This is a genomic window from Clostridium sp. (assembly GCF_018372875.1).
In the GTDB taxonomy this organism is placed as follows: Bacteria; Bacillota; Clostridia; order Clostridiales; family Clostridiaceae; genus Clostridium.
The window spans coordinates 1-14,845 of record NZ_JAHAIF010000062.1 but is presented as its reverse complement, the minus strand read 5'-3'; the positions used below and the strand labels follow the sequence as shown (position 1 = coordinate 14,845).

Below are 14,845 nucleotides of genomic sequence, written 5' to 3'. Positions count from 1 at the left end.
TGATTGCTGCTGTAAGTGTTGTCTTACCGTGGTCTACGTGACCGATTGTTCCAATATTTACGTGGGGTTTATTTCTCTCGAATTTTTCCTTTGCCATTGCAAATTCCTCCTTAAAATATATCAATAAATTTAAAGACTTTTTTCAGTCATTATTATAACCTATAAATTTCACAATATCTATATTTATATTGCAGTTTACTTACAAATACTTATATTAATAAGTATTTGGTGTTACCTTTTGTAACACCAAATAAATTATTTGCTTCTATTTCCAGCGATTTGTTCTTGTATGCTCTTTGGAACTTCTTCGTAGTGGTCGAATACCATTGCGTAAACACCTCTACCTTGAGTTCTTGATCTTAATGATGTTGCATAACCAAACATTTCAGCTAATGGAATAAATGCTCTAATTACTTGAGCTCCATTTACTGAATCCATACCTTCTAGTCTACCTCTTCTTGAGTTAACGTCACCTATAACATCTCCCATGTATTCTTCAGGTACAGTTATTTCAACCTTCATCATTGGTTCTAACAATACTGGATCTGCCTTTGCCATAGCATTCTTGAATGCCATAGAACCAGCAATCTTAAACGCCATTTCTGAAGAATCGACTTCATGGTAAGATCCGTGTACTAGCTTAACCTTGAAGTTAATAACATTGTATCCAGCTATATTACCAGTTAAAGCTGCTTCTTGAATACCTGCATCAATTGCTGGAATGTATTCCTTTGGAATAGCTCCACCAACAACAGCATTTTCAAATGAGTATTCTCCTTCAGTTGGTTCCATTTCAATTATAGCGTGACCGTATTGTCCTTTACCACCTGATTGCTTAGCATATTTAGCTTCAGCCTTAACAGCTTTCTTAATTGTTTCTTTATATGAAACTTGAGGTGCACCTACATTACACTCAACCTTGAATTCTCTTTGAAGTCTATCAACAATGATATCTAAGTGAAGCTCACCCATACCTGCGATAATTGTTTGACCAGTTTCTTGATCAGTCCAAGTCTTGAAAGTTGGATCTTCTTCTGCAAGTTTAGCTAATGCTAACCCCATCTTTTCTTGACCAGCTTTAGTCTTTGGTTCAATCGCAATGTTGATAACTGGTTCTGGGAATTCCATTGATTCAAGGATTATTGGATTATTTTCTGCACATAGAGTATCTCCAGTTGTAGTATTCTTTAATCCGATAATTGCTCCTAATTCACCAGCTTCTAGTGATTCAACTTCTTCTCTGTGATTAGCGTGCATTTTAACAAGTCTACCAATTCTTTCTTTCTTACCCTTAGTTGAGTTAAGAACGTAAGAACCACTTTCTATTATACCAGAGTAAATTCTAGCGAAAGCAAGCTTTCCTACGAATGGGTCAGTAGCAATCTTAAATGCTAATGCTGATAAAGGTGCTTCATCTGAAGCTTCTCTTGTAGCCGGTTCACCTTCTAAGTCAGTACCTTCTACAGCAGGAATGTCTAGTGGAGATGGTAAGTATGCAACAACTCCATTAATCATTTCTTGAACACCTTTGTTTTTGTATGAAGAACCACAAATACATGGATAAATTTCATTAGCTATTGTAGCTTTTCTTAAAGCAGCATGTAATTCGCCAGCTGTTATTTCTTCACCTTCAAGGTATTTCATCATTAATTCTTCATCAGTTTCAGCTATTGCTTCTATCATAGCATTTCTGTATTCTTCAGCTTGATCTACCAAATCCGCTGGAATTTCTTCAGTTCTAACATCTTTTCCAAGATCATCATAGAATAATATAGCCTTATTTGATATAAGATCTACCATTCCTTTAAATTGATCTTCTGATCCTATTGGGATTTGTATTGGAACAGCATTAGCCTTTAATCTATCTCTTACTGTTTGAACACATCTGAAGAAGTCTGCTCCAGTTGCATCCATCTTGTTTACATAAATCATTCTTGGTACGCCGTACTTATCTGCCTGTCTCCAAACAGTTTCAGTTTGAGGTTCAACCCCACTCTTAGCATCTAGAACAGTAACTGCTCCATCAAGTACTCTTAATGATCTTTCAACTTCTACTGTGAAGTCTACGTGACCTGGAGTATCAATGATATTTAATTCATGACCTTCCCAGAAACAAGTTGTTGCTGCAGAAGTAATTGTTATACCTCTTTCTTGTTCTTGAACCATCCAGTCCATTTGAGAAGCCCCTTCATGAGTTTCACCAATTTTGTGTGTTCTTCCTGTATAGAATAATATACGTTCTGTAGTTGTAGTTTTACCTGCATCTATATGGGCCATTATTCCAAAATTACGGAATTTTTCTAATGGATATTGTCTTGCCATTTAATTTCCTCCTCTCAACGAGTAATTATAAATTCTAGAAAACTGTTTTGGTAAAAGAACCAAAACAGTTTTTATATTAGTATCTGTAGTGAGCGAAAGCCTTATTAGCTTCTGCCATCTTATGAGTATCTTCTCTCTTCTTAACAGCAGCACCAGTATTATTAGCTGCATCTAATAATTCTCCAGCTAATCTTTCTGCCATAAGCTTTTCTCCTCTTTTTCTAGCAGCAGCTAGTATCCATCTGATACCTAAAGTCTGTCTTCTTTCTGCTCTAACTTCTATTGGAACTTGGTAAGTAGCTCCACCTATTCTTCTTGCTTTTACTTCTAGTAAAGGCATTACATTGTTCATAGCTTCTTCAAATACTTCTAATGCATCTTTACCAGTCTTTTGAGCTATAACTTCAAATGCATTGTAACATATTTTTTGAGCTACTCCCTTTTTACCATCTTCCATTATGTTGTTTATTAACTTAGTAACAACCTTTGAGTTGTACATTGGATCTGGTAACACATCTCTCTTTGCTATATGTCCTTTTCTTGGCACTTTTCTTCCCTCCTTAACATGATAATTTAAGTTCATCGGTACTCGGTACTATTTCGATACCGTAAAGTGCTAACTCCTTCATCTATATAAACTTAAGTTATAAATCTATGTAAATGCTGAAGATAAGCACTACAATTGGTTAAGAGACTACTTCTTCTTAGGTCTCTTAGCTCCATACTTTGATCTTCCTTGCATTCTGTTAGCTACACCAGCGCAGTCTAATGCTCCTCTTACGATATGGTATCTAACACCAGGAAGGTCCTTTACTCTACCACCTCTTATAAGAACAACGCTATGTTCTTGTAAGTTGTGTCCTACACCACCAATGTATGCAGTAACTTCATATCCATTTGTAAGTCTTACTCTGGCAATCTTTCTTAACGCTGAGTTAGGCTTCTTTGGAGTAGTAGTCTTAACAACAGTACAAACTCCTCTCTTTTGAGGACACTCCTTAAGTGCTGGAGCAGTTGAAGTTGTAATAGCTACTTTTCTTCCTTTTCTTACTAATTGGCTTATAGTTGGCATTCTTTCACCTCCTGAATTTTATTTATCTATTTAAATATAAAAAGATAAAACAAGTTAATTAAGTTCACAAAGACAAAGTAATAATTACTTTGCCTCCATGAAACATGTAGACAATCAAATTTATGCGAATCTAAAAATCACACATCTCGTATTTTATCATTTACGCATACGCATGTCAATAAATTTGAATTGTATTATTCTACCTTTAATAAGCTGTCATCCATAGTTAAATCTTCTTCAACATCAAGCTTTACTGATCTGTATCTCATCATACCAGTTCCAGCTGGAATCAACTTACCTATTATTACATTTTCTTTCAATCCAACAAGAGGATCAGTTTTACCCTTTATGGCAGCTTCTGTAAGTACTCTTGTTGTTTCTTGGAATGATGCTGCTGATAAGAAACTGTCAGTTGCAAGAGCAGCTTTAGTAATTCCTAGTAACGCTTGTTCTCCTGTAGCTTCTTCTCCACCAAACTCTCTTACCTTTTCATTTGCTTCTTCAAAGTCAAATATATCAATCATTGTTCCAGGTAATAGTTCAGTATCACCAGAATCTGTAACCTTAATCTTTCTAGTCATTTGTCTAACAACTACTTCTAAGTGCTTATCGTTAATATCAACCCCTTGAAGTCTATAAACTTTTTGAACTTCACTAAGCAGATATCTTCTAGCACCATCTATACCCTTGATACTCATGATATCATGCGGATTAACAGAACCTTCTGTAACTTCATCTCCAGCTTCTATAACATCATTATCGTTAACTTTTAGTCTTGATCCAAATGGAATGTCATAGCTCTTTTCTTCGCCATCAGCTCCCATTACATATACAGTTCTCTTTTTCTTAGTTTCCTCTATTCTTACAGTACCACTAATTTCACTTACAATTGCAAGCCCCTTAGGTTTTCTAGCTTCAAATAATTCTTCAACTCTAGGAAGACCTTGTGTTATATCCGCACCGGCAACACCACCTGTATGGAATGTTCTCATTGTAAGCTGAGTTCCTGGTTCACCGATAGATTGGGCAGCTATTATACCAACTGCTTCACCTATGTTTATCTTCTTAGCAGTAGCCATATTCATACCGTAACACTTAGAGCATACACCTATTTTACACTTACATGTAAATACAGATCTAATTTTAACCTTTTTAACTCCTGTTGCTACTATTGTTTCTGCCATTTCTGAATCAACATAAGTATCGTTATTAGCAATAACTTCTCCTGTAGAAGGGTTTATTACATCTTCTGCAAGATATCTACCTGTTAATCTTTCAGCTAATCCTTCAACAACTTCATTACCTTCTCTAATTTCAGATACAACCATACCTTCTGTAGCACCACAGTCTTCTTCTCTTACAATTACGTCTTGAGAAACATCAACTAATCTTCTAGTTAAGTATCCTGAATCGGCTGTCTTTAAGGCAGTATCAGCATTACCCTTTCTAGCTCCGTGAGTAGATAAGAAGTATTCAAGTACATCTAGACCTTCTCTAAAGGATGCTCTAATTGGTAATTCTATGATTTTACCAGATGGACTTGCCATAAGTCCTCTCATACCAGCTAATTGCTTAATTTGTGACTTAGAACCTCTGGCACCAGAGTCAGCCATCATAAATATTGGGTTAAATTTATCAAGACTTTCCATTAGAGTGTCAGCAACTTCTTCAGTTGTCTTAGTCCATTTTTCTATAACTCTTTCATATCTTTCATCATCAGATATGAAACCTCTTTTATACATCTTTTCAATCTTTTCTATTGTTTCATCAGCATCTCTTAATAAGTCATACTTTTCTTTAGGTACGATCATATCTGATGCTGCAACAGTTATTGCTCCGATTGATGAATAGTGGTATCCTAAAGCTTTTATTTTATCCAACATTATTGATGTTTCAGTTGGACCATGCTTTAAATAACACTTATCTATTATCTTACCTAAAGATTTCTTAGTAACTAAGAAGTCTACTTCTAAGTTAAACTCTTCATCTTTATTATTTCTATCAACAAATCCAAGATCTTGTGGAATTGATTCATTGAATATTAATTTACCTACAGTAGTTTTAATTATTCCTGTTTTTTCAATTCCATCTACAGTCTTAAATAATTTTACATGTATTTTATCATGTACTCCTATTTCTTTTAACTCATAAGCCATTATAGCTTCTTCTTTTGAGCAGAAATATTTCTCTTCCTTTTCTTGATCCTTATCTATTGTTAAATAATAAGAACCAAGAACCATATCTTGAGTAGGAACACAAACTGGCTTACCATCAGATGGCTTTAATATGTTACCAGCTGCAAGCATTAAAAATCTCGCTTCTGCTTGTGCTTCTACAGATAAAGGTACGTGAACAGCCATTTGGTCACCATCAAAGTCAGCATTATATGCTGTACAAACTAACGGATGTAGCTTTATAGCTCTACCTTCAACTAATACTGGTTGGAATGCTTGAATACCTAATCTGTGAAGTGTCGGAGCACGGTTTAATAATACTGGATGGTCTGCAATAACTTCTTCTAATACATCCCATACCTGTGGCATTACTCTTTCTACCATTCTCTTAGCACTCTTTATGTTATGAGCTATTCCATCTTCAACTAACTTTTTCATTACGAATGGCTTGAATAATTCAAGAGCCATTTCTTTAGGAAGACCACATTGGTACATTTTTAATTCTGGACCAACAACTATAACAGATCTACCTGAGTAGTCAACTCTCTTACCAAGTAAGTTTTGTCTAAATCTACCTTGCTTACCTTTAAGCATATCTGATAAAGACTTTAATGGTCTATTACCAGGGCCTGTTACAGCTCTTCCTCTTCTTCCATTATCTACAAGAGCATCTACTGCTTCTTGAAGCATTCTTTTTTCATTTCTAACTATGATATCAGGAGCTCCTAAATCTAATAACTTCTTAAGTCTGTTATTTCTATTTATAACTCTTCTGTAAAGATCATTTAAATCAGATGTTGCAAATCTTCCACCATCTAATTGTACCATCGGTCTTAAATCTGGCGGAATAACAGGAATTACATCTATAATCATCCACTTTGGATCATTACCAGACTTTTTGAAGGATTCAATAACTTCAAGTCTTCTGATTATTCTTACCTTTTTTTGACCTGTACTTTGCTTTAACTCTTCTTTTAACTCTATTGATTGAGCTTCTAAATCAATTTCTCCTAGAAGTTGTTTAACAGCTTCTGCACCCATACCTGCAACAAAGCTTTCTTCACCATATTTATCTGCTGCTTCTCTATACTCTTTTTCATTAAGAAGTTGCTTCTTTAAAAGTGGTGTTTCCTTTGGATCAATTACTACGTATGAAGCAAAATATAGTATTTTTTCTAAAGCTCTTGGTGACATATCAAGTATTAATCCCATTCTTGATGGAATTCCTTTGAAGTACCATATATGAGATACTGGGGCAGCCAGTTCTATATGCCCCATTCTCTCTCTTCTAACTTTAGCCTTTGTGACTTCAACTCCACATCTATCACAAACTATACCTTTATATCTTACTCTTTTATATTTACCACAGTGACATTCCCAGTCCTTCATTGGTCCAAATATTCTTTCACAGAACAAACCATCTCTTTCAGGCTTTAATGTTCTATAGTTTATTGTTTCTGGTTTCTTAACTTCTCCTCTTGACCATTTTCTTACTTGCTCAGGAGATGCTAATCCTATTTGTATTGCATCAAAATTATTTAACTCAAACAAGGGTATATCCTCCCTTCAAAATTAGTGTTCGTCATTAAAATCATCTAGTACTAAATCTTCTTGTAGTCCCTCGATTTGAAAACTTTCAAAATCTTCTTCTTGTTCTGGTTCTACTTCTTCTACTGTATAGCTATCATCAATTTCTGCTTCTGGTTCAGAAGTAAATTCTTCTGTTCCTTCTATATTTACCTCTAAGTTTTCCATATCCTCATCTGCAAATTCTTTTAATTGAACTTCTTGATTTTCTTCATTTAAAACTTTAATGTCTAAGCAAAGAGCTTGAAGTTCTTTAATAAGAACCTTAAATGATTCTGGAACACCTGGTTCAGGGATATTTTCACCCTTAACTATTGCTTCATATGTCTTAACTCTACCTACAACATCATCTGACTTAACAGTTAATATTTCTTGTAATGTATGCGCAGCACCATATGCTTCTAATGCCCAAACTTCCATTTCACCAAATCTTTGACCACCAAATTGAGCTTTACCTCCAAGTGGTTGTTGTGTAACTAGTGAGTACGGTCCAGTTGATCTAGCATGAATCTTATCGTCAACTAAGTGAGCTAGCTTTAAGATATACATTATACCAACTGTAACTTCATTATCAAATGGTTCTCCTGTTCTACCATCATATAAAACAGTTTTACCATTAGCATTATAACCTGCTTTTTCAAGACATTCTTCTATATCTTCTTCAGTTGCTCCATCAAATACTGGAGTAGCTATATGCCATCCTAATTGGCTAGCAGCCCATCCTAAATGAACTTCAAGTACCTGACCGATGTTCATACGCGAAGGAACCCCTAAAGGATTTAAACATATTTGTAGTGGTCTACCATCTGGTAAGAATGGCATATCTTCTTCAGGAAGTACTCTTGAAATAACCCCCTTGTTACCATGACGTCCAGCCATCTTATCCCCTACAGATATCTTTCTCTTTTGCGCAATATAAGCTCTTACAAGCTCATTTACGCCTGGATTTAATTCATCTCCATTTTCTCTTGTAAACACTTTAACATCTACAATTATACCAGCTTCACCATGAGGCGCTCTTAAAGAAGTATCTCTTACTTCTCTTGCCTTTTCACCGAATATTGCTCTCAACAGTCTTTCTTCAGCTGTTAATTCAGTTTCACCCTTTGGAGTAACCTTACCAACAAGAATATCTCCAGATCTTACTTCAGCACCTATTCTTATTATTCCTCTTTCATCGATATCCTTAAGTGCATCTTCACTTACATTAGGAATATCTCTAGTGATTTCTTCTGGTCCTAATTTAGTGTCTCTAGCTTCACATTCATATTCTTCTATATGAATAGATGTAAATACATCTTCTCTAACTAACTCTTCAGAAATAAGCATAGCATCTTCGTAGTTATATCCTTCCCACGTGATGAATCCCATTCTGATATTTTTACCTAATGATATTTCTCCTAGATCTGTTGATGGACCATCAGCTAATACTTGATTCTTAAATACTATTTCACCTTTATCAACTATTGGACGCTGATTTATACACATACCTTGGTTACTTCTCTTAAATTTAAGTAATTTATAAGTATCAATTCCGCCATCAATATCTCTTTTAATTCTCACTTCATTAGCACTTACATAAGTTACAACACCAGCATTTTTAGCCTTAGGAAGTACTCCTGAGTCTACTGCAGCTTTGTATTCTATTCCTGTACCAACGATAGGAGCTTGAGTCTTTAATAATGGAACAGCTTGACGTTGCATGTTTGATCCCATCAGTGCTCTTGAGGCATCATCATTTTCAAGGAAAGGTATCATCGCAGTAGCAACTGATACTATTTGTCTAGGCGATACGTCTATTAAATCTACATCTTCTGCCGGTACAACAAATACATCTTCCTTATTTCTTACTGTTACCTTTTTATCAACAAAGTGACCATTTTCGTCAATCGGTTCTTTAGCTTGTGCAACTAAATATTGGTCTTCCTCATCTGCTGTAAAATATCTTATTTCATTTGTAATTGTATTAGTTTCTTTATCTATAATTCTATATGGTGTTTCTATAAATCCATATTCATTAACTCTTGCAAATGTTGCTAATGAGTTGATAAGACCTATATTAGGTCCTTCAGGAGTCTCAATAGGACACATTCTTCCATAGTGAGAATGGTGAACGTCTCTTACTTCGAAACCAGCTCTTTCTCTAGATAAACCACCTGGTCCTAGAGCAGATAATCTTCTCTTGTGAGTTAATTCTGAAAGTGGGTTAATTTGATCCATGAATTGTGATAATTGCGAACTACCAAAGAATTCTTTAATAGCAGCAGCTACTGGCCTAATGTTTATTAACATTTGAGGAGTAATTGCTTCTTGATCTTGAATAGTCATTCTTTCCTTAACTACTCTTTCCATTCTTGATAAACCAATTCTGAATTGGTTTTGTAGTAATTCACCAACTGATCTAATTCTTCTATTTCCAAGATGATCAATATCGTCAACATATCCTATATTATAAGCTAAACCAATTTCGTAACTAATAGTCGCAAAAATATCATCTCTTATAATATGCTTAGGAATTAATTTATTGATATTTTTCTTGATTTCTTCTTTTATTGAATCTTCATCAGAATAATTATCTAAGATTTCTCTTAATGTAGGGTAATGTACATATTCTTTAATATTTAAGTCTGTTACATCAAAATCAACATGCTTAGTTATATCAACAAAGTTATTACCGATTACTCTTATAACTCTGTCTTCTACTAAAACATCAACTGAATTTATTCCTACATTTCTAATTTCTTCAGCAACTATTCTACTAATTTTTTGGCCACTTTCAACCATTATTTCTCCAGTTGATGGATTAATAATGTCATTAGCAGCTATTTGATTTGCAATTCTTAAGTTTAATGCAAGTTTCTTATTGAACTTGTATCTACCTACTCTAGATAAATCATATCTTTTTGCATCAAAGAATAAAGAATCAATTAAAGATACTGCACTATCTACTGTAGGTGGTTCACCTGGTCTTAATCTCTTATAGATTTCTAATAGTGCTTCTTCCTTTGTTTTAGTATTATCTTTTTCTATTGTTGCTTTGAATCTTTCTTCTTCTCCAAAGTAATCTAATAATTCTTGATCACTTCCAAATCCCATTGCTCTTCCTAAAATAGTGATTGGTAGCTTTCTAGTCTTATCAATTCTTACATATATTACATCATTAGAGTCAGTTTCATATTCTAACCAAGCTCCTCTGTTTGGAATTACTGTAGAAGAAAATAGCTTTTTACCACTCTTATCTCTACTATAACTGTAATATACACCTGGAGATCTTACTAATTGGCTGACTATTACCCTTTCAGCACCATTAATAATAAAAGTTCCTTGTTCAGTCATTAATGGGAAATCCCCCATAAAGACTTCTTGTTCTTTTATTTCTCCTGTTTCATTGTTCTGTAATCTTACAGAAACCTTTAGTGGTGCAGCATAAGTAGCGTCTCTTTCCTTACACTCTTCCACTGAATACTTAATATTATCCATATCAAGCTTATAGTCTACGAATTCAAGTACTAGATTACCAGTAAAGTTGCTTATTGGATTGACATCATCAAAAACTTCATGAAGTCCTTCTCTTAAAAACCACTGATACGAATCTAATTGTACTTCAATTAGATTTGGCATTTCGGTTACGTCTTTAACCTTACCAAAACTCATTCTTGTTCTTTTCCCAACTTGGACAGGATGTACCATGAATCTTCACCCCTTGTATAAACTAAAATAACCAAAAGCATAGCTTCCCTAAGGACTTTATGCTTTCGGAGAACATCATCTTTTTAGTATAGCCACATTTCTATGCACCTATACACATTTTACCATTTTTATATACTTATCCATATTGAACAGTACATTTAATGATAGTATCATATTCCCAAATTAATGTCAATATTTTTTTATTCCGTACTATTAGACAATAAAAAAGGTGCTATACAGCACCTTTTCATATTTTAAGTTAAATTACTTAACTTCTACTTCTGCACCAACTTCAGCTAATTTAGCCTTGATGTCTTCAGCTTCTTCCTTAGAAACTGCTTCTTTTAATGTTTTAGGAGCTCCGTCAACTATTTCCTTAGCTTCCTTTAATCCTAATCCAGTAAGTTCTCTTACAACTTTGATTACTTTAATCTTTTGAGATCCAGCATTTGCTAATACTACATCAAATTCAGTCTTTTCTTCAGCAGCTCCACCTGCAACTGCTGCACCTGCTACTGCTACTGGAGCAGCAGCGCTTACTCCGAATTCTTCTTCGCAAGCTTTTACTAATTCATTTAATTCTAAAACGCTCATTTCTTTTATAGCTTGAATGATATCTTCTCTTGTCATTTTAATTGCACCTCCAAAATTACTTAACACATTGTTTTGTTATTATTCAGCTGATTCAGCTTCTTTTTGATCTTTAATTGCACTTAATAAGTATGCAAGGTTTGATAAAGGAGCCTTGATACTTCCAAGAAGTTTCGCAATAAGAACTTCTTTTGATGGTATTGTAGCAAGTTGAGAAACCTTTTCTTTATCAAAGATTTGTCCTTCAACAATACCTGCTTTTAACTCAAGTTTCTTATGATCCTTAGCAAAATCATTTAAGATTCTTGCAGGAGCAGTAGCATCTTCATATCCGAATGCTATAGAAACTGGTCCTTCTAAATATTCAGAAATAGCTTCTAATCCTAATTCCTTAGCAGCTAATGTTACTAAAGTATTCTTGTATACCTTATATTCAACACCAGCTTCTCTTAAGTTCTTTCTTAATTGAGTATCTTCTTCAACAGTAAGACCTTGATAGCTTGCAAGAATTACAGATTGTGACTTTTCTAACTTTTCTTTGATTTCAGCAACCTTTGCTTCTTTCATTTGTCTGTTCTTGTTCATTACTGTGTGTCCACCTCCTCACAGTTTATAACTGCTTAATATTAATAAAGGTCTTCCCGTAGACAAGGAAGACCTAAAGTAAACATAACTAACTTTATTGGTACCTCGGTAGGTTGTTATACGTTATGCAATAGCACCTACTGTCTACGGAAATAATATTATCTTTTTCAACAACACAACCGATTATAACATCTAATTCAGTTCAAGTCAATACTATTCTAAAACTTTTACTGGATTGATCTTAGCTCCTGGTCCCATTGTGCTTGAAACAGTTACTGATTTAACATATTGTCCCTTAGCTGCTGCTGGCTTAGCCTTAATTAAAGCTTCCATTAATGCGTGGAAGTTTTCCTTTAACTTTTCAGCACCGAATGACTTCTTACCAATTGGGCAGTGAACTATAGCAGTCTTATCAACTCTATATTCAACCTTACCAGCCTTAATGTCAGCAATTGCCTTAGCAACATCAAATGTTACAGTTCCTGACTTAGGGTTTGGCATTAATCCCTTAGGTCCAAGTATTCTACCTATTCTACCAACAACACCCATCATATCTGGAGTTGCTACAACTACATCGTAGTCGAACCAGTTTTCTGATTGGATCTTTTGAACTAATTCTTCAGCTCCGACAAATTCTGCTCCTGCCGCTTCTGCTTCCTTAGCCTTATCTCCTTTAGCAAACACTAATACTCTTACAGTCTTACCAGTTCCGTTTGGTAATACAACTGCTCCTCTAACTTGTTGATCTGCATGTCTTGGATCTACCCCAAGTCTTACATGTAATTCGATAGTTTCATCGAAATTAGCTTTTGCAGTTTTTACAGCTAGCTCTAAAGCTTCTGCTGGATTGTATAAAGTATTCTTATCTATTAACTTTGCACTTTCAACATATTTCTTTCCCATAATAAGCCTCCTTTGTGGTAATAACGGCCTAGACCTCCCACGAATTTATGAATTACTCTTCGATAGTTACACCCATACTTCTTGCAGTACCTTCGATCATGCTCATAGCAGCTTCGATTGTAGCAGCATTTAAGTCTGGCATTTTTAATTCAGCAATCTTTCTTACTTGTTCCTTTGTTAACTTACCAATCTTAGTTCTGTTTGGTACACCTGAACCGCTTTCTAATCCTAATTCTTTCTTAATTAGAACTGCAGCTGGAGGTGTCTTTAATATGAAACTAAAAGATCTGTCTTGGTATACTGTGATTACTACTGGTATTATTAATCCAGCTTGATTTGCAGTTTTAGCATTAAACTCCTTACAGAATCCCATTATGTTTACACCATGTTGACCTAATGCTGGACCAACTGGTGGTGCTGGTGTAGCCTTACCTGCTGCAAGTTGAAGTTTAATCATTCCAGTTACTTTCTTAGCCATTTGTTATTCCTCCTATACTGTGGTGATTACGGATTTCTTCAATCCTCCCACTTAATTAAAAACATTAGTTAATAATTTATATAACTATTAAACTAACTTCTCGATTTGATTAAAATCTAGTTCGGCTAAAGTTTCCCTACCGAACATATCTACTGATGCTTTTATTTTATGCTTTTCAGCATTAATTTCTTGCACTAGTGCAACGAAATCTCTTAATGGTCCTGATATTACTCTAACCCCTTCACCTACTTCTAAATCAATCTCCTGTGGAAGTTCAACAATTCCCATAGATTCAATTTCTTCTTCAGTAAGCGGAACTGGTTTAGATCCAGGTCCAACAAACCCTGTCACTCCTCTGGTATTTCTTACTACATACCAAGATTCGTCTGACATTAGCATTTTTATTAGCACATATCCAGGAAACTTCTTTTTCAAAGTTACTTTTTGCTTACCATCTTTTTCTTCAACAACTTCTTCCATTGGTACTTGTATATCAACGAATAATTCTTGAAGATTTCTATTTTCAATAGTTTTTTCAATAGTAGCTTTTACTTTGTTTTCATATCCTGAGTATGTATGTACTACATACCATCTTGCTCTTTCACTCATATTTATTCCGGTGATATCCACCTAAACCTCCCTTACTTAAGTTTCAAAATCACTTCAAAGAGGTTTTGAAAAATATAATCGAATCCGCCTATTATTACAACATAGATTAAGACGAACACAGCTACAGCAATTAATGCTTTTTTAGTTTCATTTTTAGAAGGCCAAGTTATTCTTTTAACTTCTGCCTTAACCTCTCTAAAAAACTTAAATATACCGCCTTTTTTAGCAGCATTGGATTTAGCTTTACTATTGTCAGCCATTTTATCACATCCTTAAAATTGGTAAGTATGTGTCTTTACTTAAATCGCTAATTACTTAGTTTCTCTATGAAGAGTGTGCTTCTTACAGAACTTACAATACTTTTGCATTTCCATTCTGTCTGGGTTGTTCTTCTTATTCTTCATTGAGTTGTAGTTTCTTTGCTTACACTCTGTGCATGCTAAAGTTATCTTTACTCTCACGGTCTGCACCTCCAGTTATTCCTATATATTATATTTTAAGAGACAATTTCTCTTACTGTTTCAATTAATTTTGTAATTATGAGTTACTTTTCCACATTATCATAAAAGTTGTCTACTGTCAATATGGTGTTCCTTTGCAAAGGACTAGGTATTAATACCCAGTCCTAATACTTTAAACTAATTTTATATCAATTATTCTATGATGCTAGTAACAACACCTGAACCTACAGTTCTTCCACCTTCTCTGATAGCGAATCTTAAACCTTCGTCCATCGCTACTTGAGTTATTAATTCAACATTCATATCGATGTGGTCTCCAGGCATAACCATTTCCATACCTTCTGGTAATTTGATTGATCCTGTAACGTCTGTT

13 protein-coding genes, 1 pseudogene and 1 other annotated feature are annotated in these 14,845 nt (G+C 34.5%); all 14 genes and pseudogenes read right to left on the bottom strand.

Annotation, left to right across the window (positions count from 1 at the left end; genetic code table 11):
* Positions 1–97: GTP-binding protein (locus tag KIB46_RS14650; RefSeq protein WP_287621107.1), on the bottom strand; the 97-nt coding region annotated here is incomplete at its 3' end.
* Between the two features lie 158 nt (positions 98–255).
* Positions 256–2,322: an elongation factor G gene (gene fusA, locus KIB46_RS14645; RefSeq protein WP_156561981.1), complete on the bottom strand. Its 2,067-nt coding sequence runs from the start codon at positions 2,320–2,322 to the stop codon at positions 256–258.
* Positions 2,323–2,398: 76 nt separating this feature from the next.
* Positions 2,399–2,869: a 30S ribosomal protein S7 gene (gene rpsG, locus KIB46_RS14640; protein ID WP_156561980.1), complete on the bottom strand. Its 471-nt coding sequence runs from the start codon at positions 2,867–2,869 to the stop codon at positions 2,399–2,401.
* Between the two features lie 147 nt (positions 2,870–3,016).
* Positions 3,017–3,394 (bottom strand): 30S ribosomal protein S12, encoded by a 378-nt coding sequence (gene rpsL, locus KIB46_RS14635; RefSeq protein ID WP_156561979.1) that lies wholly within the window; start codon positions 3,392–3,394, stop codon positions 3,017–3,019.
* 194 nt (positions 3,395–3,588) lie between these two features.
* A complete protein-coding gene (gene rpoC / locus KIB46_RS14630) occupies positions 3,589–7,119 on the bottom strand; it encodes a DNA-directed RNA polymerase subunit beta' (protein ID WP_156561978.1) in 3,531 nt (1,176 codons plus the stop codon).
* A 21-nt stretch (positions 7,120–7,140) separates the two neighbouring features.
* Positions 7,141–10,845 (bottom strand): DNA-directed RNA polymerase subunit beta, encoded by a 3,705-nt coding sequence (gene rpoB, locus KIB46_RS14625; RefSeq protein WP_156561977.1) that lies wholly within the window; start codon positions 10,843–10,845, stop codon positions 7,141–7,143.
* Between the two features lie 264 nt (positions 10,846–11,109).
* Entirely contained in the window at positions 11,110–11,475 is a 366-nt protein-coding gene (gene rplL / locus KIB46_RS14620; RefSeq protein ID WP_027099177.1) for a 50S ribosomal protein L7/L12, read from the bottom strand.
* Positions 11,476–11,517: 42 nt separating this feature from the next.
* Positions 11,518–12,021, bottom strand: a complete 504-nt coding sequence (gene rplJ / locus KIB46_RS14615; protein WP_027099176.1) for a 50S ribosomal protein L10 — start codon at positions 12,019–12,021, stop codon at positions 11,518–11,520.
* A gap of 34 nt (positions 12,022–12,055) precedes the next feature.
* Positions 12,056–12,189, bottom strand: a sequence feature (ribosomal protein L10 leader region).
* A 45-nt stretch (positions 12,190–12,234) separates the two neighbouring features.
* Positions 12,235–12,924, bottom strand: coding sequence for a 50S ribosomal protein L1 (gene rplA / locus KIB46_RS14610; protein WP_156561976.1), 690 nt, complete (start codon positions 12,922–12,924; stop codon positions 12,235–12,237).
* 52 nt (positions 12,925–12,976) lie between these two features.
* A complete protein-coding gene (gene rplK, locus KIB46_RS14605; RefSeq protein WP_156561974.1) occupies positions 12,977–13,402 on the bottom strand; it encodes a 50S ribosomal protein L11 in 426 nt (141 codons plus the stop codon).
* Between the two features lie 87 nt (positions 13,403–13,489).
* Positions 13,490–14,011 carry a transcription termination/antitermination protein NusG gene (gene nusG, locus KIB46_RS14600; RefSeq protein ID WP_049177374.1) on the bottom strand — a complete coding sequence of 174 codons (522 nt, stop codon included), beginning with the start codon at positions 14,009–14,011 and terminating at the stop codon, positions 13,490–13,492.
* A gap of 32 nt (positions 14,012–14,043) precedes the next feature.
* On the bottom strand, positions 14,044–14,271 hold the full coding sequence (gene secE, locus KIB46_RS14595; protein WP_049177373.1) for a preprotein translocase subunit SecE: 228 nt from the start codon (positions 14,269–14,271) through the stop codon (positions 14,044–14,046).
* Positions 14,272–14,322: 51 nt separating this feature from the next.
* Positions 14,323–14,472: a 50S ribosomal protein L33 gene (gene rpmG, locus KIB46_RS14590; RefSeq protein WP_027099171.1), complete on the bottom strand. Its 150-nt coding sequence runs from the start codon at positions 14,470–14,472 to the stop codon at positions 14,323–14,325.
* A gap of 192 nt (positions 14,473–14,664) precedes the next feature.
* Positions 14,665–14,845: pseudogene (gene tuf / locus KIB46_RS14585) on the bottom strand (elongation factor Tu); the annotation flags it as partial.

What these genes read in the sequence shown, in the direction of transcription:
- rpsL (WP_156561979.1), bottom strand. Translation starts at nt 3,394, where the DNA reads ATGCCAACTATAAGCCAATTAGTAAGAAAAGGAAGAAAAGTAGCTATT.
- rpoB (WP_156561977.1), bottom strand. Translation starts at nt 10,845, where the DNA reads ATGGTACATCCTGTCCAAGTTGGGAAAAGAACAAGAATGAGTTTTGGT.
- fusA (WP_156561981.1), bottom strand. Translation starts at nt 2,322, where the DNA reads ATGGCAAGACAATATCCATTAGAAAAATTCCGTAATTTTGGAATAATG.
- rplA (WP_156561976.1), bottom strand. Translation starts at nt 12,924, where the DNA reads ATGGGAAAGAAATATGTTGAAAGTGCAAAGTTAATAGATAAGAATACT.
- rplL (WP_027099177.1), bottom strand. Translation starts at nt 11,475, where the DNA reads ATGACAAGAGAAGATATCATTCAAGCTATAAAAGAAATGAGCGTTTTA.
- secE (WP_049177373.1), bottom strand. Translation starts at nt 14,271, where the DNA reads ATGGCTGACAATAGTAAAGCTAAATCCAATGCTGCTAAAAAAGGCGGT.
- rplK (WP_156561974.1), bottom strand. Translation starts at nt 13,402, where the DNA reads ATGGCTAAGAAAGTAACTGGAATGATTAAACTTCAACTTGCAGCAGGT.
- nusG (WP_049177374.1), bottom strand. Translation starts at nt 14,011, where the DNA reads ATGAGTGAAAGAGCAAGATGGTATGTAGTACATACATACTCAGGATAT.
- rplJ (WP_027099176.1), bottom strand. Translation starts at nt 12,021, where the DNA reads ATGAACAAGAACAGACAAATGAAAGAAGCAAAGGTTGCTGAAATCAAA.